Origin of the sequence: Aureibaculum luteum, assembly GCF_003449015.1 — a bacterium.
GTDB lineage: Bacteria > Bacteroidota > Bacteroidia > Flavobacteriales > Flavobacteriaceae > Aureibaculum > Aureibaculum luteum.
Genome location: NZ_QRGD01000002.1, coordinates 272,691 through 292,801 on the forward strand (window position 1 = coordinate 272,691; position 20,111 = coordinate 292,801).

The 20,111-nt window shown below is 35.2% G+C and carries 15 protein-coding genes; 11 read left to right on the top strand and 4 right to left on the bottom strand.

Annotated features, from left to right (window positions below; translation table 11 throughout):
* Positions 1 to 1,090: 1,090 nt before the first annotated feature.
* Positions 1,091 to 2,083: a RhuM family protein gene (rhuM, locus tag D3P13_RS06460; protein WP_117880501.1), complete on the top strand. Its 993-nt coding sequence runs from the start codon at positions 1,091 to 1,093 to the stop codon at positions 2,081 to 2,083.
* 72 nt (positions 2,084 to 2,155) lie between these two features.
* Here the strand turns inward: rhuM and D3P13_RS06465 are convergent, their stop codons facing one another.
* Positions 2,156 to 2,872: a hypothetical protein gene (locus D3P13_RS06465; protein WP_117880502.1), complete on the bottom strand. Its 717-nt coding sequence runs from the start codon at positions 2,870 to 2,872 to the stop codon at positions 2,156 to 2,158.
* Positions 2,873 to 3,628: 756 nt separating this feature from the next.
* Here D3P13_RS06465 and D3P13_RS06470 point away from each other — a divergent pair.
* From D3P13_RS06470 to D3P13_RS06480, 3 genes are read left to right on the top strand one after another with little or no spacing between them, the layout of a single operon-like run.
* Complete coding sequence (locus tag D3P13_RS06470; RefSeq protein WP_117880503.1) at positions 3,629 to 3,844, top strand: helix-turn-helix domain-containing protein; 216 nt, start codon at positions 3,629 to 3,631, stop codon at positions 3,842 to 3,844.
* Positions 3,844 to 4,170, top strand: a complete 327-nt coding sequence (locus tag D3P13_RS06475; RefSeq protein WP_117880504.1) for a HipA N-terminal domain-containing protein — start codon at positions 3,844 to 3,846, stop codon at positions 4,168 to 4,170. The genes D3P13_RS06470 and D3P13_RS06475 overlap by 1 nt, the downstream gene beginning before the upstream one ends.
* The gene (locus D3P13_RS06480) at positions 4,170 to 5,153 is read left to right on the top strand and encodes a type II toxin-antitoxin system HipA family toxin (RefSeq protein WP_117880505.1); all 984 of its coding nucleotides are present in this window, start codon (positions 4,170 to 4,172) and stop codon (positions 5,151 to 5,153) included. Before D3P13_RS06475 ends, D3P13_RS06480 begins: the two co-directional genes overlap by 1 nt.
* Before the next feature lie 884 nt (positions 5,154 to 6,037).
* Here the strand turns inward: D3P13_RS06480 and D3P13_RS06485 are convergent.
* Together D3P13_RS06485 and D3P13_RS06490 are read right to left on the bottom strand one after the other, a co-directional pair.
* Complete coding sequence (locus D3P13_RS06485) at positions 6,038 to 6,310, bottom strand: hypothetical protein (protein WP_117880506.1); 273 nt, start codon at positions 6,308 to 6,310, stop codon at positions 6,038 to 6,040.
* 530 nt (positions 6,311 to 6,840) lie between these two features.
* A complete protein-coding gene (locus D3P13_RS06490) occupies positions 6,841 to 9,231 on the bottom strand; it encodes an outer membrane beta-barrel family protein (RefSeq protein WP_117880507.1) in 2,391 nt (796 codons plus the stop codon).
* Between the two features lie 669 nt (positions 9,232 to 9,900).
* On the opposite strand from D3P13_RS06490, the gene tnpA reads away from it, so the two are divergent.
* Positions 9,901 to 10,353, top strand: coding sequence for an IS200/IS605 family transposase (gene tnpA, locus D3P13_RS06495; protein WP_117880508.1), 453 nt, complete (start codon positions 9,901 to 9,903; stop codon positions 10,351 to 10,353).
* 987 nt (positions 10,354 to 11,340) lie between these two features.
* On the opposite strand, the gene D3P13_RS06500 is transcribed toward tnpA, so the two are convergent.
* On the bottom strand, positions 11,341 to 12,339 hold the full coding sequence (locus tag D3P13_RS06500; RefSeq protein ID WP_117880509.1) for a metal-dependent hydrolase: 999 nt from the start codon (positions 12,337 to 12,339) through the stop codon (positions 11,341 to 11,343).
* Positions 12,340 to 12,569: 230 nt separating this feature from the next.
* Here D3P13_RS06500 and D3P13_RS06505 point away from each other — a divergent pair, with 230 nt between their 5' ends.
* From D3P13_RS06505 to D3P13_RS22420, 6 genes are all read left to right on the top strand, one after another.
* Positions 12,570 to 13,217 carry a porin family protein gene (locus tag D3P13_RS06505; protein ID WP_117880510.1) on the top strand — a complete coding sequence of 216 codons (648 nt, stop codon included), beginning with the start codon at positions 12,570 to 12,572 and terminating at the stop codon, positions 13,215 to 13,217.
* A gap of 177 nt (positions 13,218 to 13,394) precedes the next feature.
* Positions 13,395 to 14,888, top strand: a complete 1,494-nt coding sequence (locus D3P13_RS06510; RefSeq protein ID WP_117880511.1) for a DUF1800 domain-containing protein — start codon at positions 13,395 to 13,397, stop codon at positions 14,886 to 14,888.
* Positions 14,889 to 14,893: 5 nt separating this feature from the next.
* The gene (locus D3P13_RS06515; protein WP_117880512.1) at positions 14,894 to 16,492 is read left to right on the top strand and encodes a DUF1501 domain-containing protein; all 1,599 of its coding nucleotides are present in this window, start codon (positions 14,894 to 14,896) and stop codon (positions 16,490 to 16,492) included.
* Positions 16,493 to 16,845: 353 nt separating this feature from the next.
* Complete coding sequence (locus D3P13_RS06520; RefSeq protein ID WP_157972848.1) at positions 16,846 to 17,307, top strand: DUF4251 domain-containing protein; 462 nt, start codon at positions 16,846 to 16,848, stop codon at positions 17,305 to 17,307.
* A 272-nt stretch (positions 17,308 to 17,579) separates the two neighbouring features.
* Complete coding sequence (locus D3P13_RS06525) at positions 17,580 to 19,796, top strand: hypothetical protein (RefSeq protein ID WP_117880514.1); 2,217 nt, start codon at positions 17,580 to 17,582, stop codon at positions 19,794 to 19,796.
* Complete coding sequence (locus tag D3P13_RS22420; protein ID WP_117880515.1) at positions 19,796 to 20,077, top strand: DUF1360 domain-containing protein; 282 nt, start codon at positions 19,796 to 19,798, stop codon at positions 20,075 to 20,077. Before D3P13_RS06525 ends, D3P13_RS22420 begins: the two co-directional genes overlap by 1 nt.
* The last annotated feature ends 34 nt before the right edge of the window (positions 20,078 to 20,111 follow it).

The following is a 20,111-nucleotide window of genomic DNA, read 5'->3' on the forward strand; positions in this document are numbered from 1 at the left end:
AAGTACAAAATGATAAAATTACGTTTGGACACCTCCCCTTTTTTTTTAGGGGAGGAGCTTACTTATTGCTTACAAATAACTTTGTATTAATTCTTGAAGGTTTACGTTTAAATTCGTTAGAAGCATACTTCGGCTGTCGCCTCAACTCGAACTAACCAATGTAACTTCTCTTCGAGTAAATTTTATAGAGAAATGAAAAAGAATGTAAGGGATAGGGGGGTAGGTGATTGTTTTTTACTAATTGTAAGTGTTTTTCATGACTAAATTAGATAACAAAATAAAATGGAATCAGCGTACGTTTTTCATAAAAATAGGCATTTAGCGTGTTTTTTTCATATAAAGCATGTGTTTTTCACAGTTGTTTTGTATGTTTGATATAGATTTAAGCGTTTATTTTTCACATCTTATAATAATTAACATGCATTTTTCATATACAACGTCTGTTTTTCAAGGTAAGTTATAATAGCTTTAAAAGTTATATAGATAGTAATTTTGAAATGCCTGATAAAATGGTCTCGATACTTCTTCGTTTCTTAGAACAAAATAATGGCGTGTTATCAAATAGAGCCTTATAAAAGGAGTTCTCTGGCTTAAAACAAGAAGAAATAAAGATATTGAAGAAAGGAGTTCACCCCTCCGTCCGCCGTGGTATGTACAAAATGATAAAATTACGTTTGGACACCTCCCCTTAACAAGGGGAGGAGCTTACTTATTGCTTACAAATAACTTTGTATTAATTCTTGAAGGTTAACGTTTAAATTCGTTAGAAGCATACTTCGGCTGTCGCCTCAACTCTAACTAACCAATGTAACTTCTCTTCGAGTAAATTAGGAGGTTACGAGTCCCTCCCGAAGTCTCGGGATTCGGGAGGGACTCGATACTTCGGCTGTCGCCTCAACTCGAACTGACGCATGCTAGGTTTCTTCGAGTGATTTAGGAGGCACGAGTCAGTAAAAACATAAAAAACTAATATCTCTAAGTTCTAACCACAATCAGTCTCGATTCTAGTTCTTTTTACTGTAATATTTATTGTATTTTAGTAATTGAAAAAGTAACGGTTGTCACATATTTTACAACATATCAATTTTAAATGAAAGAACAAAACCAAATAGAAATTTATCAAGCCAATGATGGTACCACTCAAATTAATGTACAATTTGAGAAAGATACGGTTTGGCTTACACAAGCTCAAATGGGGGAATTATTTGATAAAAATAAGCGTACTGTTTCAGAACATATACGAAATATTTTTACTGAAGGTGAACTTCAAGAAAAAATGGTTGTCCGGAAATCCCGGATAACCACTGAACATGGTGCTATCCCTAGTAAAACGCAAACATCAGCTGTAAATCTATACAATCTAGATGTAATTATATCTGTAGGATATAGAGTAAAATCAAAGCAAGGTACACAATTTAGAATATGGGCAACACAAACCTTGAAAGAGCATTTAGTAAAAGGTTATACGCTGAATGAAAAGAGATTAGCACAAAAGCAACAAGAAGTCCAGGTATTAAAAGATGGGATTCATATTTTAACGAGAAGCGTAGCAAAGGCTATAGAAGAAAAATCATCAGATAATGATTTGTTAGAAATTTTTGCACAAGGTTTAAGTTTATTAGATGATTATGATCATGAACAATTAGATGTAAAAGGTTTAACTAAAAGAGAAGCTACTTATCCAAGTTTAGAAGACTATCAAAAACTAATTAATCAAATGTTAACTGAATTTGATTCGGATGTATTTGGTAAAGAGAAAGACCAAAGTTTTCAAAGTTCAGTAGCACAAATAGCAAAAGGATTTGGAAATGATGATTTTTATGCCACATTAGAAGAAAAAGCCACTATGCTTTTATATTTAATAGTAAAAAATCATTCTTTTGTAGATGGCAATAAACGTATAGCAGCTGCTTGTTTTCTGAAGTTTTTACAGTTGAATAAGATGCTTTTTAATAGTCAACAAGAACCGATAATTAGCAACGATACTTTAGCAAGCTTAACACTATACATTGCTTCTAGCAAACCAGAAGAAATGGAAACCGTTAAGCGATTAGTGATTAGCGTATTAAATAGAAATAAATAAAGTTTCTGATCATCTTTTTATTCTAATTTTCTCTATTCTAATTTTCTCTATTCTCTATTCTCTGCTCTCTAACTATTTATCCCCTAAAATAGCTTCACCTTTTACTAACCAAGAAAGTCCGAAACTAAATACGGCTAGAGTTTCCATCCAAAAGGTAAGACGCAATTTTGTATATACCGTTTCTTCTATTACGCCAGTGAGTCCCAAGACCATTACCAATAACCCAATGCACATAAAAGTGCCACAGATTTTGTAAATGGTATTTCTAGTATTTTTTTCAGGGGTTCGCTCATTTTTAGGCACATTAGATTTTGTGAATTGAAAGAAGCTCATATAGGTTAAACACCCTAAGAAAATAGCCGCACTTATATAATGAAAACCAATCCTTACGGTATGGTCTGCGGGTATGGTAATCATATACGCTTCGTTTAGCGTAGTATTGGCGGCAACAATATTTGAGGTAGGAAATAATATGACCATTAAGGCAAAAAAACCAGCAATAAAAGAAATGTAGAAGTCCACCGGGTCTTTACCTTTATAAATCATTAAAAAGATAGCCATTAGGCTGATGATAATGGTAAATATACTCTGAGATTGGGTATAATAGTAATGACTAATAGATTCTAGGGTGTTGGCATGGCCGGTATACATATATAAAAACAGCGGTAAGAGTAATGGGAGCAAGATGCCTAAGAGTCCAATTAATTTTCGGAGGGTATAGGTATTGTCTAACCAAGGTGTATTGGTTTTAAAGTCTAAACCCAAAAATTTTTTAACGTCTGCTTGCATCACATAACTTTTAAAAGTGGTTAATCTGACCAAAAGTTAAGTAAAAATAGTGGTGGTATAAAATGAGAATAGAAAAAAGGGGGAAAATCCCCTGACCCCTCCGTCCGCAGTAGTACGTACAAAATGATAAAATTACGTTTTAGTTAGATTAGCTAAACCACTATGCATATTTCACGTTGCATCTGGCTCGTAACTTTCGTTACGTCCTCCTTTAAAAAAAAAGGGGAGGAGCTTACTTATTACTTGCAATAGGTTTTATGTTCATAGTCGATAAAGCTCGAAAAAGTGATTTTCTCAAAACGATGCACTTTCGTTTTATTCAGATTAACTAAATCACTATGCATATTTCACGTTGCATCTGGCTCGTAACTTTCGTTACGTCCTCCTCAAAAAAGGGGAGGAGCTTTAGGGTTACTTTTATAAAATGCTTCGTTTAAAAAAAAGGTATGCGTATTGAAAATAAAGACAAGGTAAGATTATTGATTATTTAATTATTTATCTAGATTAAAAAAAAAGTTTTGAGTACTTGGTGTAGAGAATCTAAAACAAAGGGATAGTAAACATTTTGATGCTGATTATAGTGTTGGCGTAAATTTGTCAAATGCAAAAATAGGAATCGTAATAGTGCGTTAAAATGCACTATTGACAGTTATTATTGTCACTTAATTAAAAAACAACATAAATAGTGCCATAAAAAGCACTTATAGTGTGTTTATTTATTAAAAAAGTATATATTTACATAAAAAGAGCTATATAATGCACCCACAACAGTTAATAGAAATTATAAAAGCACGTAGAGATATGCTAAATGTAACCCAAGAGATGCTTGCAGATCTTTCTGGTGTAGGTTTACGTACCCTAAAACAATTTGAAAGCGGTAAAGGCAACCCAACTTTAGAAACCTTACAAAAGCTTGGTAACGCATTGGGTATGGAACTCACCTTTACAGTTAAAGATGTAACTAAAAAATAATGAGACAAGCAGAGGTATTATACAAAAAAGAAGCTGCAGGGTTGTTAATGCAGTTAGATGATGGTAGTTTTGTGTTTACTTATTACGACTATTGGTTTAATAATCCAGATAAACCCGCTATTAGTTTGACCTTACCCAAAACGCAACAAGAATTTACCTCAAAATATCTGTTTTCCACTTTTTATAATATGTTGCCAGAAGGGTCTAACAAACAAACGGTTTGTTTTGAGAATCGAATAGATAAAAAAGACCATTTTGGCATCTTACTTACCACTGCAAAATACGATACTATTGGAGCAATAACCATTAAAAAAATAACGAACTAATGGCTTTACCAAAAATAACATATTGTCCAGGTACACTAGCAGCAAATTATACTAGCTACAGTAACACTGCATTAAAACGTTTGTTTCAAGGAAGAAAAGTAAGTCCAATATTGCCTTACGATTCGCCAACAAACAATGAACAAACAGATATGTTGTTTACTGCAAACAGAAAACGCATGTCTATTTCTGGTGTTCAAGAAAAATTCTCGGTCTTACTAGAAAAAAATAAATTGCGTTTAATAGATGAAGGAGAACAAGGACAATACATTTTAAAACCAATTCCTAACGTTGGTAAAAACGCCAGCCAAATGCCAGCAAACGAGCATGTAACCATGCAAATTGCACGTCAGGTATTTCATATGGAAACCGCAGAAAATGCACTCATTTTTTTTAAAAATGGTGCTGCTGCATATATTACAAAACGTTTTGATGTTAAAGATGATGGCAATAAATGGGCTCAAGAAGATTTTGCTTCTTTAGCTGGCAGAACACCACAAACACATGGCGAAGATTTTAAATATTCTGGTAACTACGTTGAACTTTTTCAAATATTAAAAAAGTATACACCTGCTTATACTATAGAATCTATCAAATTATTTAAGCTGATACTCTTTAACTATTTATTCTCGAATGGAGATGCACATTTTAAAAACTTTTCATTAATTGAAACACCTATGGGTGATTTCAGATTAAGTCCTGCTTATGATTTGTTAAATAGTAGATTACACATAGAAGATAAAGAATTTGCGTTAGATGATGGCTTATTGCCGCCTAATTTAGCACAGGGAAAAATTACAGAGCAGTTTTTTATCTTAGGAGAAAAAGCTGGTATTTTAAAACAACAAGTAAACAAAGTGTTTTCCGATGTATTGTCTAAACAAAATGAAGTGCATACATTAATTGAAGCCTCTTTTTTAAATGAAAAAGCAAAACGAAATTACACACAAGCCTATCAGACAAGATTAAAAAAACTAACCCGTTAATAAACTACAATTAGTAAGAATATAGTTTAATGCCAAATAGAAAATGCTACTCAAAAAACATACTATTTGATACCATTTGTGTTACTCATTTTTTATCCCCCAAAATAGCTTCGCCTTTTATCAACCACGAGAGTCCAACACTAAAAACAACTAGGGTTTTTTTTCAAAGTATAAGACGAAGTTTAGTATAAACGGTTTCGTCTAGTGCACTTTCGGTTTTCATGCAAATGCCATTAAAAGTTGGTTAATGGAATTAACAATTAAGTCAACATAGGGAAGGCAAAAAATGAACTTCAATAGAAGGGGGGGGGGGGAATCCCCTGACCCCTCCGTCCGCAGTAGAAAGTACAAAATGATAAAATTACGTTTTAGTTAGATTAGCGAAATTACTATGCGTATCCCACACTGCATCTGGCCCGTAACTTTCGTTACGTCCTCCTTAATAATGGTAGGAATTTGCATGTCACGTCACTTCGAGTGATTTAGGAGTCCCTCCCGAAGTCTCGGGATTCGGGAGAGTGAATTGTATCGAGTCCCGACAATTCGGGAGAGTGAGTAATGGTACTTGGTTTGCATTCTCCCGAGGATTCGGGACTCGATACTTCGGCTGACGCCTCAACTCGAACTGACGCATGCCACGTCTCTTCTAGTGATTTAGGAGGTACGAGTCCCTCCCGAATCCCGAGACTTCGGGAGGGATTCGGGAGAGTGAGAAAAGAGGTTGACCCCTCCCCTTTTTTAAGGGGAGGAGCTTAGGTTCTGCATTTATTTAACATTCTGTTTAAGGTCTTCAAGTAGTAAGTTATAGTTTGTCCACAGCTATCGCTACATCTATCTTGAAACAAGGGAAGGAGTTTTAGTTTTGTTTTTAAAAGCAATAGGTTTTAATAATTGGCAGATTTCTTCAACAATTCTAGTAAAAAGAATTCAGGTTTATCATCGGTGGTAATCTGGAAAATTTGCTTTTGGAGGCTGTCAATTTCCATGTCGTATTTATAGTATTCAGGAGTGCCTTTATACTTCTTTTTGAGGAGTTCCATACCGTGAATTTTGTTTTCTATACACACCAAATTAAAATATTGCTTATAGCAATCATTGTTTAAATGTGGCTGTCCGTGTTCTTTAAAATGTTGTCCGAAGTAATTGGTATATCTCATGCTCAAATTTAGGCAATAGAGCCGTAGGGTATTGTTTCATTTTGTAACAAAAAGAGAAATAAATAATAGTTTAGGTAAGTGAGCTAGAGTGAGATTTTGATACCGTCGCTTCAGAATCTATAATGTGATTTTTTAGCTGATTTGCACAGCTGGATTAAGTAACTAAAAACAAATCCCCCTTCCTTCGGAGGGGGTTAGGGGGAGGTCTTTTATGCCGTTCTTTCAGAATCTATAATATGATTTTTTAGCTGGTTTACACAGCTGGTTTAAGTAACTAAAACAAATCCCCTTCCTTCGGAGGGGGCTAGGGGGAGGTCTTTGTACACCCGCCCTTCAGGCCTTACTGAAATATTGATTGAAGTACTCCATACACTATACACTAAAAACAAATCCCCCTTCCTTCGGAGGGTGCTAGGGGGAGGTCTTTTTATACAGTCCCTACAAAACATACTGAAATATTGATAGAAGTACTTCATATACTATACACTAAAAACAATCTCCCTTTCCTTAGGAAAGGGCTGGGGATAGGACTACCGCCTTCTACCACCAGAATAAGTCATGGCTTCTCCTTTTCCGAATCCGTAACTAACCCCTAGGGTAAAAAAGCGACCACGTTTGCCATAATTATAAGCTTCAAAAGTATCTTGATACACATAGCTTTCTTGAATTCGCGATTCAAACAGGTCTCTAACGCCTAAATTCACCATTACTTTTCCTTTGATAATCTTCTTTCTAATTCCCAAATCTAAAAAGGCAAATCCCGTAACGTCACCTTGAACGGTTTCATAACCCGATTGGTAAGAACCTGTTAATTCCAAATCAATATCGGCAGGTAGACCAATTTTAGAACCTAATTTTGATGACCATTGACTTCCTGAAAAATCAAAAGACTTGGTTTCGAAAGTCCCGACACGGTTAAAGTAATTGAAATTAAAATCTCCCGTAAGGGTAAGCCATTTTGTAGGATTGTATTTTCCGTTGGTTTCAAATCCGACGGTGCCATTGGTACCAATATTTTCTGGTGTTGTGGTGGTCACATTGTCTAAAGAGGTAGAAACACGTTCTATAACTTCTGTGGTATATTTATAGTACAGACTAGAGCTTAATGCCGCTTTACCAATTTTATAAATACTCGTTAACTCATAAGAGTCTGTAAATTCTGGCTGTAAATTAGGATTCCCTGCACGGACATTAAAATTATTTCTAACATTAAAGAAAGGGTTTAAATCCCATAACCTCGGTCTAAAAATTCGTTTAGAATATCCCGCCTGCAATGAAAAGTTTTCACCCACTTTATAAGAAGTATGTACCGAAGGAAAGAAATTGGTATAGTCTTGCGTATTGTTTACATTCGTAGTGGTCAGCAAAGTGACTAAATTGGTATTCTCTACTCGTAATCCTGCTTTTAATCCCCATTTTTTGCGTTCATAAGCTCCTGTCGCATAAACACCTAATACCTTTTGGTCGTACTCAAAATTATTGGTTAACGCATCATTTACGGTATATACATTACTATTATCATCTTTGTCTCTCACTTCATAATCATTACCCACATCATTAATAAGATATTGAGCTCCCGCTTCTATGCTATATTCTTCAGTAATCGGATTGGTATAATCTAACTTAAACGTATAATCGGCCTGCTGAAAATTGGTATCCGTTTGCTGATCGTCATTCACTTCAGTTCCAGAGAGCGTAGTGCTATTAAATTGTGACGATTGGTCTTTACCGAAGAAACTACCTAAGGCACTAAAGAGTAAGGTATGATCCTCATTATTTTCAAATTGTTTTTTATAATTCAGTTCATATTGCCATTTCGGATTTGTAGCGTCTGTGACTTCATCTCTAATCCATTTAGAAATAAGGTTATCGCTGGCATCAAAATAGCTAAACGTAGTTGCTGACGGTTGATCTTCAATTTCATAGGCAAAATTCCCCGATAAGGTAAGTACATTTAATTCGTTAATATGGTAATCGGCTCCTAAGGTGAGATTGAAAAAGGTCTCATCGCGATAGTCCGTCCCTTTGCTATAAATAACTTCGTTATTGGTCAAGTCGGTGTTCTTAGATTCACTATCTCGTGGTAATGAACGATAACCAGCACCCAACTGAGCAAACAAATTAAATTTTTCTGTCCGCCGGTTTAGGCTCAATCCAATACTATGATTATCAGGAATACCGGTATTTGCAGAAATGGAACCATTCCACCCTTTTTTATCCTCTTTTTTTAAGATGATATTTAAAATTCCCGCCGTACCCGAGGCTTCATATTTTGCAGAAGGATTGGTAATTACCTCAATACTTTCAATCATATCTGCGGTAATGGTTCCTAAGGCATTGCTAGAGGCATCTGCCAACACAGAAGGTTTTCCATTAATTAGTATTTGCACACCAGAACTACCACGTAAGCTGATTTCTCCTTCAATATTTACATTTACAGACGGTACATTATTCAACACTTCTAAGGCACTAACACCAGTGCTGCTGATATCTTTACCTACATTAAATACCCGTTTGTCCAATTTAAAAACTGTTTTTGAAACTTCTGCTCGTACGGTAACTTCATCAAGAGCTTGATTGTCTGGGGCAAGGGTAATGGTACCTAAATTTACTTTTTTATTGGTAACAGAATAGGTCGTTATGGATTTTGTAGCAAAGCCCATAAAACTGATTTCTATATAAAAGTTGGGATTGTTTATCGTAGTTCTAAAGCTACCATCATCATCTGAAGTAATACCTTTAATAATTTCCTTGCTAGTTTTATCAAAGAAAACTACCGTAGCATAAGGAACAGCTTGTTTCGTTTCGGCTTCTATTAAAGTACCCGATACTTCTATAGTGTTTTGTGAGAAACTAAAATTACAGGCAAAACTAAAAAGTAGAAAAGTAAAAGTAAAAGTATATTTTGAGAATAATGGCATTCGCTTTTTTATTTGGGTTGTTGGTTGATTTTAGCAACGTAAAATTAACTTATAAGTTGGATAAAAATAGCATCAAAAATAAGATTATATTTTAAGGTATTCTGTTGTTGTTTTGTTAAAGTGAACTTTCTTTGAACGTAGGGCTGTGACTCTGGTTCATATGGAGTAACGAAGGATAGCATCTTCGGTGCACATGCAGTAACGAAGGACTGTATTTCTGATTCATGTATAGTAACGAAGGACTTCGTCCCTCGTTAAAGATATATCATCCCTTCGGGATTCTGATAAAAGAGAACCCTGAAGGGGTGATTTAATTCTGTAGTAGATAATGGCAGCTCATTATATGCTAAAAATAATCCCCCTTCCTTCGGAGGGGGCTAGGGGGAGGTCTTTGTATAGCGTCCCTTCAGGCATTACTGAAATATTGATGGAAGTACTCCGTCCGCTATACACTAAAAACAAGCTCCCTTTCCTTAGGAAAGGGCTGGGGATAGGATAATCACATGCAGTAACGAAGGAGTGTGTCTTTGTAACGAAGCACTGCGTCCCTCGTTAAGGGTATATCATCCCTTCGGGATTCTTATGGTGACACTACTAGAGGAGTTGATTAATACAAAAGGAATAAGTATATTGATTAGCAAAGTATTATAAACTAAACACACGATAACTATGGGGCAATCACTAGTAAAAAACTACGTACATATCGTTTTTAGTACTAAATATAGGGCTGCATTAATACATCCTCCTTATGAACAAGAATTACATAAATACCTAGGTGGAGTTTGTAATGACCTAGAATGTCCCGTATTAATTGTAGGTGGTTATACAGATCATATTCATATCTTATGTATGCTTTCTAAAAAAATAGCATTAATGACCTTGGTTCAAAAGCTAAAAGCAAATTCATCTAAATGGATGAAGACAAAGGATAAAAGTTTAGAAAATTTCTTTTGGCAAGATGGTTATGGTGCATTTTCGGTAAATCCTTATAAAGTAGACGCAATTGTCAACTATATAAAAAATCAACATGCTCATCATAATAAAAACTCATTTCAAGATGAGTACAAATACTTTTTAGAAAAAAATGAGGTGGAATATGATGATCGATTTGTATGGGATTAATGATATAATCACTTCATGACTAAGAAAGTCCTGAAGGGACGCATTCGAGTAAGGATGGAAGCATTCCATCCGCTACTATGGGTACCTACCGCTACTATGGGTACCTACCGCTACTATGGGTACCTACCGCTACTGTGAGTTCCAGCCAGTGCTACTAGTAATGAGTATAGAGAACCCTGTAAGGGTGGTGTAACGCATGGCTGTGTTCTGGCTTAGTTATCGAACAAGCTCCCTTTCCTTAGGAAAGGGCTGGGATAGGACATTCACATGCAGTAACGAAGGAGTGTGTCTCTGTAACGAAGGACTTCGTCCCTCGTTAAGGATATATCATCCCTTCGGGATTCTGATAGTCCTGCAAGGACGATGTTAAGCAAGGATGGAAGCATTCCGTCCGCTACTATGGGTACCTACCGCTACTGTGAGTTCCAGCCAGTGCTACTAGTAATGAGTATAGAGAGCCCTGTAAGGGTGGTGTAACACATGGCTGTGTCTCTGTAACGAAGGACTATGTCCCACGATCAGATGCAGTAACGAAGGACTTCGTCCCACGTTCATGTTATATCATCCCTTCGGGATTCTGATAGTCCTGCAAGGACGATGTTAAGTAAGGATGGAAGCATTCCGTCCGATTGTAGGAGTAATAAGAATATCATCCCTTCGGGATTCTGATAAAAGAGAACCCTGAAGGGGTGATTTAATTCTGTAGTAGATAATGGCAGCTTATTATATGCTAAAAACAATCCCCCTTCCTTCGGAGGGGGCTAGGGGGAGGTCTTTGTATAGCGTCCCTTCGGGCATTACTGAAATATTGATGGAAGTACTCCATACGCTATACACTAAAAACAATCCCCCTTCCTTCGGAGGGGGCTAGGGGGAGGTCATTGTATAGCATCCCTTCATGCATTACTGAAATATTGATGGAAGTACTCCATACGCTATACACTAAAAACAAGCTCCCTTTCCTTAGGAAAGGGCTGGGGATAGGATTTAATTCCCCTTAACGCGTTGCCACAATTCCGCCACTAATTTTTTACCATCTAAGGCATCTTTCGGTACTTCTACAAAAGTGACTTCTTTATTGGCATCTACTTCCATTTTATATTGAAATACAAAATTCTCGGCATCAGGTTTCATACTTAATAGGCCAAAACGTAGATCGTTATAATACAAGTCGCCATTTTTCTTGGTAATGGTGTACCAACCTTGAGAAATATGGATCATTTCTTGAACCTTTTCATTATGGATTAATTCACCCAATAACTCATGGTTTTTAGGATAGGCTTGAAACGTAATGGGCTGGCTGTCAAAAAACGAATAATAACCAATTAAAAACGAAGTTGGGGTATTTACATTGGCCGACCATAAAACGGTATTAAACGGTGCCGGTTTGGTGGATAGGTCATTATAAACAATCTGTTGATTGTCTAAGGCATTTTCAAATTTTTGATAGCTTACTAATTTAAAAAGTAGTGTTAATACTAAGTAAGAGGTACTAATAATAAGTCCCATTCTATTGTAATAGCTTCTTTTTTCGGAAGTCCTATTTTGAACCATAGCCAAAATCAAAAACACTAAAAAAGGAATGGTATATAAAGGGTCTATGACAAAAATATTTTTAAAGGCCAATCGTATGTCTAAAGGCCAAAAAAGCTGTGTACCCCAAGTAGTATGAGCATCGAGTATAGGGTGTGTTACAAAAGCCCAGAAAAACAACCAAGACCAATTTCTGAAATTTTTATAAGGTTCATAACGTGTCACCAGCCACGCCATTAGTGGGGCAAATAATATGGAAAACACAATGGAATGGGTAAAACCTCTATGATATCGTAATGCGGTAACAGTATCTGTAAAAAATGAGGATATAATATCAAGATCAGGAATGGTACCTGCTATGGCTCCATAAAGCATGGCTTTATTCCCGATTTTTTTTCCGAGTACAACCTCACCGATGGCAGCACCTAATACAATTTGAGTAAGAGAATCCATTAAATAGATAAAATAGGTTAGGGGTTAAATGTTTAGCGATTTAAGGCTGCAAAAATCCACAAATAAATTTACAATTCTGTTAATTATTTCTAAAATTCGATTTTAATTTAGATTAAGGAATTCTCATCATTCTGATTATTTTTATGATAAGAGTATAATAAACGCAATTTTTTAACGTTCTTCTTTAATAATCTCCCTGATTTATAAACTAACGATGCCTAAACCATAATATGGGAGAACAATTTACAAGCATACCTTTCAAAAGAATTTTCCTTCTTTTATTTTTCGTTACGTCCATTACACACAGTCAATTTTATCATGGTTTAGATGTGGGTGTCAACTCGACCAATACTGATTTTGTGGTTGGTGAATCTGTAGAACCAAGTAGATCTACTGGTTTTTGGGTGGGATATGTAGCTGAAAGAGAATTAAACGATCGCATTTTTGTACGGTTGGGCTTTACCTTTAACCGAAGGTCTTTTAAGGCTATAAGCCGAAGAGGTATCAACACTTCCAATGAAAATTGGGGAATTGATGTTATTGAAATTCCCATCAATTTAGGATACTATCTTAATTTTAATAGAAGAAACCTTCAATTTTTTGTAGATGCCGGACTTAACGTCGGTTATCACAATAGAGCCATTACTAAAAATGATACAGAAACTGTTTTTTTAGATATTGGTGGTGATGCAACTATAAAGCGATTGGGCTTTGGTGCTAATGCAAGTGTTGGACTACTCGTTAAAAAACGGGTGAAACTTCGATTGAATTATTACAATGGCTTAACCAATATAATGAATACGGATACTGATACTTGGAAAAATAAAACCATAGGAATTTCTATCAATTATTTTTTACGAGAAAAGGAAGTGTATTAGGAAGAGAGAAAATAGAATAAAGAGAAGAGAAGATAGAAAAGAGAAGATAGAGTAGAGAGAAAAGATGATAGAGCAGAGAACAGAGAGAAAATAGAAGAGAGATTAAAAAACGACATGGATTATATCATACTATACATACTAATAAAACTATTTAACTAAGTTATAAAAGGCAACTAAATGACAACTAGCTACTTATCATGTAATATTTCCCCTTTAACAGCTTATGTTCCAAGCACAGAAAACCCATGGAATGCCGCAAATGTACGCCACTTGCACAACCGTTTAGGCTTTGGTATTCCCTTTGCAGACATTGCCAATGCGTTGAGTCAGAGTCCATCTGCTTATGTCGATCAAATTATTGATGCTGCAATGGGATTGGCACCAACAGCTTCACCTGGGTGGGCACCGTTAGATCCTGCTGATTACGCAGCGAACGGATTTACCTATAGTGAAGATGAAAATGATAAGAATAAAGAAACGGCACAGTATGCTTTTATTAAAGAATTAATAGACAATGGTGTTCGTGGACGCTTAACTTTTTTTTGGCATAATATTATAGTTACCAGAATTAATGAATATGATTTCGCTGGTTATGCTTTTCGGTATTTTTTAGCGTTACAACGCCACAGTTTTGGCAATTTTAAAACTTTTATTCATGAAATTGGCTTGGATGAAGCCATGCTGAAATTTTTAAATAGTTTTGATAATGTAGTGGGCGATCCTAATGAAAATTATGCAAGAGAATTGTACGAACTTTTTACCCTAGGCGAAGGTAATGGGTATACAGAAGATGATATCGTAAATACTGCGAGAGCCTTAACGGGATATAATGAATATGAAAATGGTGAAAATTCTCGAATTATTTTTGATGTAGAAAAATTTGATGCAGAACCTAAAACTATTTTTGATCAAACGGGTAACTGGGGTTATGATGATGTAATTAATATTTTATTTGAACAAAGAGCCGATCTCATTGCACGTTATATCTGTGAAAGAATCTATATCGATTTTGTGAGTCCTGAGGTAGATGAAGACATTCGTACCTTAATTATACATCCACTCGCCGCACAGTTTGTCGCAAATGGTTTTGAAATAGCTCCTATTCTAAAAACTTTATTTAAAAGTGCTCATTTTTTCGATGCCAATGCTAAAAGTGTCATTATTAAAAGTCCACTAGATCTGATTGTTCAATTTATGACCTCCACAGGACTTAATTTTGGCGATTATGATATAAATAAGGAGTCTATAAAAAATATTTCCTCTTGGCTTTTCGATCAGAATATTTTGAATCCACCCACCGTTGCGGGTTGGGATGGAGATAGAGATTGGTTAAATTCAGGAACAATTACCTTTAGAGCAGGTTATTTAATTGATGATGTATTGCAATGGGCTTGGGAACAAGACCAAGAACAATTTAGAGAATTTGCGATAGATGTATCAAGTAATAGTAATGATGCAGAGGTTGTTGCTACGGCTATTTTTGAAGCATTAATGAATGAAATTCCCTATACCATGGATGATTATACTGTAGGTGTAGATGTATTTAAAAGTAGAGTGCCATCCAATTATTTCGATGACAATAGTTGGACCTTAGGCTTTGAAACGGCCACGCTCCAGGTCCGCGATTTATTAGAGTATATCGTATCCTTACCAGATTATCAAATTAAATAGAACTTATGTGTACAGATAAAAATTTTCATGCCAGTTGTAAAACTGAAGATCATAAAAAATGGAACAGACGTTCTTTCCTACAAACCTTAGGGTTGGGTGGGGCAGGTGCTACCTTAATGGTAAACGGAATTCCGATGGCATATGGGCAACCAACAGCTTTAACAAAAGCCTTAGGGGAGTCGAATAGTGATAGAGTATTGTTAATCATTAGACTTCAAGGAGGTAATGACGGATTAAATACGATTGTACCTATTTATGATTATGATAGTTATGCCAATCACAGACCGACGTTAAAGCACGAAATGGCTGATATTTATAAGTTAACGGAAGAATTTGGAGTACCTAGTTATTTACAAGACTCCATGGAAGCCCTTTGGGAAGGTGGTTGTATGAAAGTGGTAAATGGTACAGGTTATGAAAATATGAACTTATCGCATTTTACAGGAACTGATAATTTCTCCAGAGGAACAGATGATGATTTGGTAGAAACGGGTGTCTATGGTCGTTATTTTGAAGATTTATATCCTGATTATTTATTGAATTTACCAGATGCACCTCCAGCCTTACAAATTGGAGGTATGGGTGATATTATGTTTAAAGGAACAGAAAGTAATTATTCCTTTACCATAGCCAATACGGGTCAGTTAGAACGAATTGCTTCAGATGGTACGTTATACAACGTAGCAGATGTGCCTGACTGTACAAAAGGCTCACAATTAAAATATGTACGTGGTGTGTTAAATACCACTTTAAAATACTCAGGCGTAATAAAAGAGGCTGCGGCAACACAAACCAATACGGTTGAATTTCCAGATTCTAATTTGGGTAGAGCCTTATCTATTATTTCTAAAACAGTAAAAGCAGGGATGGGTACTTGTGTATATATGGTAAACCTGAATGGGTTTGATACACACGCCAATCAACCCGAAAGACATCAAGAATTACTTACGGATATTTCTGAATCGGTACAAGCTTTTTATTTGGACTTAGAACCAAGTGGACGCGATCGTGATGTGTTAACGATGACCATGTCAGAATTTGGGCGACGTGTAAAACAAAATGGCTCTAACGGAACTGATCATGGTACAGCTGCACCAATGTTACTTTTTGGTCCCGCCTTAAATGGTAACGGGTTTATCGGAGAACATCCTAGTTTAACCAATTTAACACGCGGAGGGAACTTAAATTATACGCAAGATTTTATCAATGTATATGGTACGGTAATGCAAGAATGGCTTTGTGTAGATTCTGCAGCCATCAATGAGTCGATACCACGACCTTATGTACCTTTAGATTTAGGGTTTTCTTGTAGTAGTAAAGTGACCAATCACGATTATTTAATCAGAGAAAAGTTTGAACATACGGCGATATATGATCAAGATCAAGTAGCCATACGTATAGAGAATAACGAAGAAGGTACGTATAAAATATCCCTATTTAATATCATAGGTCAACAAACAGGTGTGTTGTTTGAAGATCGTTTAGAGGCAGGACAACATGATATTTCTATTTCAGAAAAGTGGCCACATTTAGCCGCTGGTGTTTATATTTATAATATTAATAAAGACAATAAAAACTACAGTAAAAAAATAGTAATTTCTTAATTACGCAGACTATTTGTTAATTAAAATTAAAACGCTCCATAATTCGGTGATTTCCGAAAATAGGGAGCGTTTTTTTAGTATTGGGTAATCCTTGATTCCTTTTTTATCGTGTGTATTCCTATAAATTACACGGTCTTAATTGTAAATAACCTTTTTAATTTACTTCATTATAGGTAAAAATCATTACTTTTAAAATCTACATTGTTTTAAAAAAACATGTCGCTTAAATTTATATGAATCATTTGAATGTCTAGTTTTAACAGTAATGGGAGCTTAAAATATATCCATTCTACCCAATAATCCCAAATTTTATGAAAAAGAATAAGATATTATTTTATTGTTTAATGTTTGTAATGAGCACAACAATGTTGACAGCTCAATCTAAAAAAGAATTAAAAAAGCAAAAGAAATTAGCCGAGTATGCTAAAACGAAAATACTAGTTCAAAATGGTCACTTTGTTTTTAAAACGGCATGGATTGTTACTCAAAAAGGCGATCGTACAGAAGCCATTGGTGATGGTTTACTAATTGAAGGTGATAAAACGTATGCAAATTTTCCTTTTATTGGAAATATGAATAGAGGTACGTTAAGCGGACCAAATAATATTGAGTTTAAAACTAAAGAAACGGTTTTTATTGCTGATTATAATGACAAAAAGAGAAAAATATTTCTAAAATTCGAAGCCAAAGATAAAAATGAGAGTTATAGTATCTATATAACCATTTTAGGTACTGGAAAAACTACTGTTCAAATTTCTTCAAGTGCGAGAGGTATCATGAGTTACGAAGGTGAAATTAAAAAGGTCGTAATTTAAATAAGCTATTTTTAGTTTTTAAAAGATGTAAATAATTTAAATTCTATTTCGATATATAAAGTATTGTAAAACCATTGAGTTTTACGAATAGAGAGCCATTACGAAAGTAATGGTTTTTTTTTATTTTGATTTTACTCGAATATATTAAAGTTTTCAATTTATTTTTTAATAACAATAAGTTTCAATTTCCCCATTTTTAGGGATTGACTACTGTAGCCTTAGCATCTAATTTAGCTCCTAACAAAATTAATATAATTTAAAAACAAAACGCTATGCCAATTAAAATGCAAGGTGCTTGGTTCGTCCGAGTAAAATCAAAATCAGCAAGTTTTGCCCAAAGGTTCATTATATCAGGGGCTAACCAAGGTAATGGAACTTATAACGGAGTTGTTTCAGATAATGAATATTTTGTTTCTGGAAATTCATGGAATATTGCTATTCAAAACAAACCAAGTTCCAGTTCCAGCTATGTAAATTCGACAATGAAACTGAAATTTCCTCAAATTGTAGGAGGAGAGTATCGATTCAATCTTGAATCGAATGACAGTGGAGGAGATGCCGATTTTAATGACTTAATCCTGAGCTTTAGAACTCCAGCAACCCCAGAAGATTATGTCGTTTATGGTAACATTAGTTATTATAAAGGTTGTTTAATTAATCCTTGTTGGCGACTTATTGTGATAGATACCTATCCAAAATTAAAAGAAGTATTGATAAACCCTCAAATTAGAGAGGCGGTTAAAAGCTATTATCCCCAATTGGTCGATAGTGTCATGTTTAATCCACAACCTGATCCTCCAAGAACATTCAAACCGATTGTGGTTCCATTTGGTGGCCCTGCTATCCCTGAAAAGGAAGAAATAACTGTCATTTCAAAACCAGAGGAAATTTCCATAAAAGCCAATAAAAAGGAAAATAGAGAAGCTGTTTCTTATACATACAATGCTTTAAAATCTACGCAATCTATAAGACTGGAAACTTCAAATATAAACACTGGAGCAGCAATAGATAAAAATAAATTTATTGATGCGGCAAGAATTGTTGACCGTTTTAGACGACGTTGTGAAACGGGTCCGATACCTTATGCACTTTTAAATTTTGAAGAATATGATAGAACCACTGCAGAACTCTCAGGTGGTGCTTATACCGGTACTGGCGAACGAGAAAATTTAGGAACTATTAATGCAGATCATTTTGGTAATTATATTTTAAGGTTTAACCGTACTGATCCGCAAAATTTTAATGAATCGGAGATAGATACCGCTTCAGGTGAAAATGCTTTTGTACAAGCCAGACCTGATCTTACAATAAAACTATTAGATCCATTAGCCACTTCGTCAAGTTTGTTTGAAACGGCTCCTTACTGGAATGTGCCCTATTTAAAGCGGATTAATCTATGTATACCTATAGAGAGATCAGGACTCATTCCAGTTGCCTGTCAAGGCCAACATATTTTACAAGGTATCGGAAATATTGCTTTAGGTAAAGAAGAGAGTGGTGTTAGAGGCGATTTTAATAATACGTTGAACAATTTGGGTATTATTACTGCCAACGCAGACATAGCTCCCAAAGTGCAATGTGCGGCATGGAGCGGTCAACTTATATTGCGAGGCTGTCTTAAAAATGTAGGAATTAAATATTATACGATAGAATATAGAAAAGGATTAGATTCTTGGCAATATTTAACTAAAGATCTCCGCTTGCCATATCTAACTACGGGTTTTAATGCTCTAGTAAATCGTACCTTCTCAACTCCTTCCTCCCTTTTACATGGCTATTTAAATATAGAAACCGATTCTGGATTATGGCTAGAAGGTTACAAAAATATTAAGGCCAAAATTTTAACAAATGAATTTGATAATGGTACATATTATTTTAGAATTCAAGGTTATAAAGATGATGGTTCAAAGTTCGCAAATTCTGAAGATACAATTCGTTTGTATTTGCAAAAAACGAGAAATGTAACAGCGGTAATTGATCTTAATGTTACTATGGGTGGAAATACGATAGGCGAATGCGGCTTGTTTACCTTACCGGTTGATAGCAGTAATAATATCATTAATGATGCCCCAATGACAATAAGGTTTAAGGTAGATCACAACCCTGGAGAAGCAAAAGGATTTATGAATAGTTACGAATTAACTATGGGTAAAGGAGCGACAGAGGTATTTCCATTAAATGTACCTTTAAGAGCTGCAGACTTTAGTATTAATGACCCTAATAGAGGTAGATATTATGTTGAAAATAATCCATTAAACTGTAATATTTCTTTTAAAGGTACAGGTAATGAGACGATGGCAGATGCCGAAGACTATTATACAGTAATAGTGCAACCTGCCTCTGGAGGATGGTTGACAGCCGAGCAAAATTTCTGTGCCTTTAAAATACGTCTTGTTGGAAACCTCAGATTAACAAATGGAAATTCTGGATATCAGCCTTTTAATGCAATAGACATATTAATTGGAATTGAAAAACCAGAACCAGCGTAATGGAAGTAGGGTTCATCTTTATATTATCAGGATTAACCGTTTGGCGAATAACCCATCTGTTAAGCCAAGAAGACGGTCCCTTTGACCTAGTCATTAAATTTAGAAAACTATTTGGGCAAGGGTTCTTTGGAACCCTGCTCGATTGTTTCTACTGCCTCAGTATTTGGATAGCCATTCCCTTTGCCTATTTTCTAGGAAATACAATGATTGACATGTTATTGTTCTGGGGGGCATTATCAGGAATTGCATGTATCACTGAGAAAGCCATTACAAAAACTTAGTGAGCACAATAATCAATTAAAAAATATCATAAAA

What these genes read in the sequence shown, in the direction of transcription:
- rhuM (WP_117880501.1), top strand. Translation starts at nt 1,091, where the DNA reads ATGAAAGAACAAAACCAAATAGAAATTTATCAAGCCAATGATGGTACC.
- D3P13_RS06465 (WP_117880502.1), bottom strand. Translation starts at nt 2,872, where the DNA reads ATGCAAGCAGACGTTAAAAAATTTTTGGGTTTAGACTTTAAAACCAAT.
- D3P13_RS06470 (WP_117880503.1), top strand. Translation starts at nt 3,629, where the DNA reads ATGCACCCACAACAGTTAATAGAAATTATAAAAGCACGTAGAGATATG.
- D3P13_RS06475 (WP_117880504.1), top strand. Translation starts at nt 3,844, where the DNA reads ATGAGACAAGCAGAGGTATTATACAAAAAAGAAGCTGCAGGGTTGTTA.
- D3P13_RS06480 (WP_117880505.1), top strand. Translation starts at nt 4,170, where the DNA reads ATGGCTTTACCAAAAATAACATATTGTCCAGGTACACTAGCAGCAAAT.
- D3P13_RS06485 (WP_117880506.1), bottom strand. Translation starts at nt 6,310, where the DNA reads ATGAGATATACCAATTACTTCGGACAACATTTTAAAGAACACGGACAG.
- D3P13_RS06490 (WP_117880507.1), bottom strand. Translation starts at nt 9,231, where the DNA reads ATGCCATTATTCTCAAAATATACTTTTACTTTTACTTTTCTACTTTTT.
- tnpA (WP_117880508.1), top strand. Translation starts at nt 9,901, where the DNA reads ATGGGGCAATCACTAGTAAAAAACTACGTACATATCGTTTTTAGTACT.
- D3P13_RS06500 (WP_117880509.1), bottom strand. Translation starts at nt 12,339, where the DNA reads ATGGATTCTCTTACTCAAATTGTATTAGGTGCTGCCATCGGTGAGGTT.
- D3P13_RS06505 (WP_117880510.1), top strand. Translation starts at nt 12,570, where the DNA reads ATGGGAGAACAATTTACAAGCATACCTTTCAAAAGAATTTTCCTTCTT.
- D3P13_RS06510 (WP_117880511.1), top strand. Translation starts at nt 13,395, where the DNA reads ATGACAACTAGCTACTTATCATGTAATATTTCCCCTTTAACAGCTTAT.
- D3P13_RS06515 (WP_117880512.1), top strand. Translation starts at nt 14,894, where the DNA reads ATGTGTACAGATAAAAATTTTCATGCCAGTTGTAAAACTGAAGATCAT.
- D3P13_RS06520 (WP_157972848.1), top strand. Translation starts at nt 16,846, where the DNA reads ATGAGCACAACAATGTTGACAGCTCAATCTAAAAAAGAATTAAAAAAG.
- D3P13_RS06525 (WP_117880514.1), top strand. Translation starts at nt 17,580, where the DNA reads ATGCCAATTAAAATGCAAGGTGCTTGGTTCGTCCGAGTAAAATCAAAA.
- D3P13_RS22420 (WP_117880515.1), top strand. Translation starts at nt 19,796, where the DNA reads ATGGAAGTAGGGTTCATCTTTATATTATCAGGATTAACCGTTTGGCGA.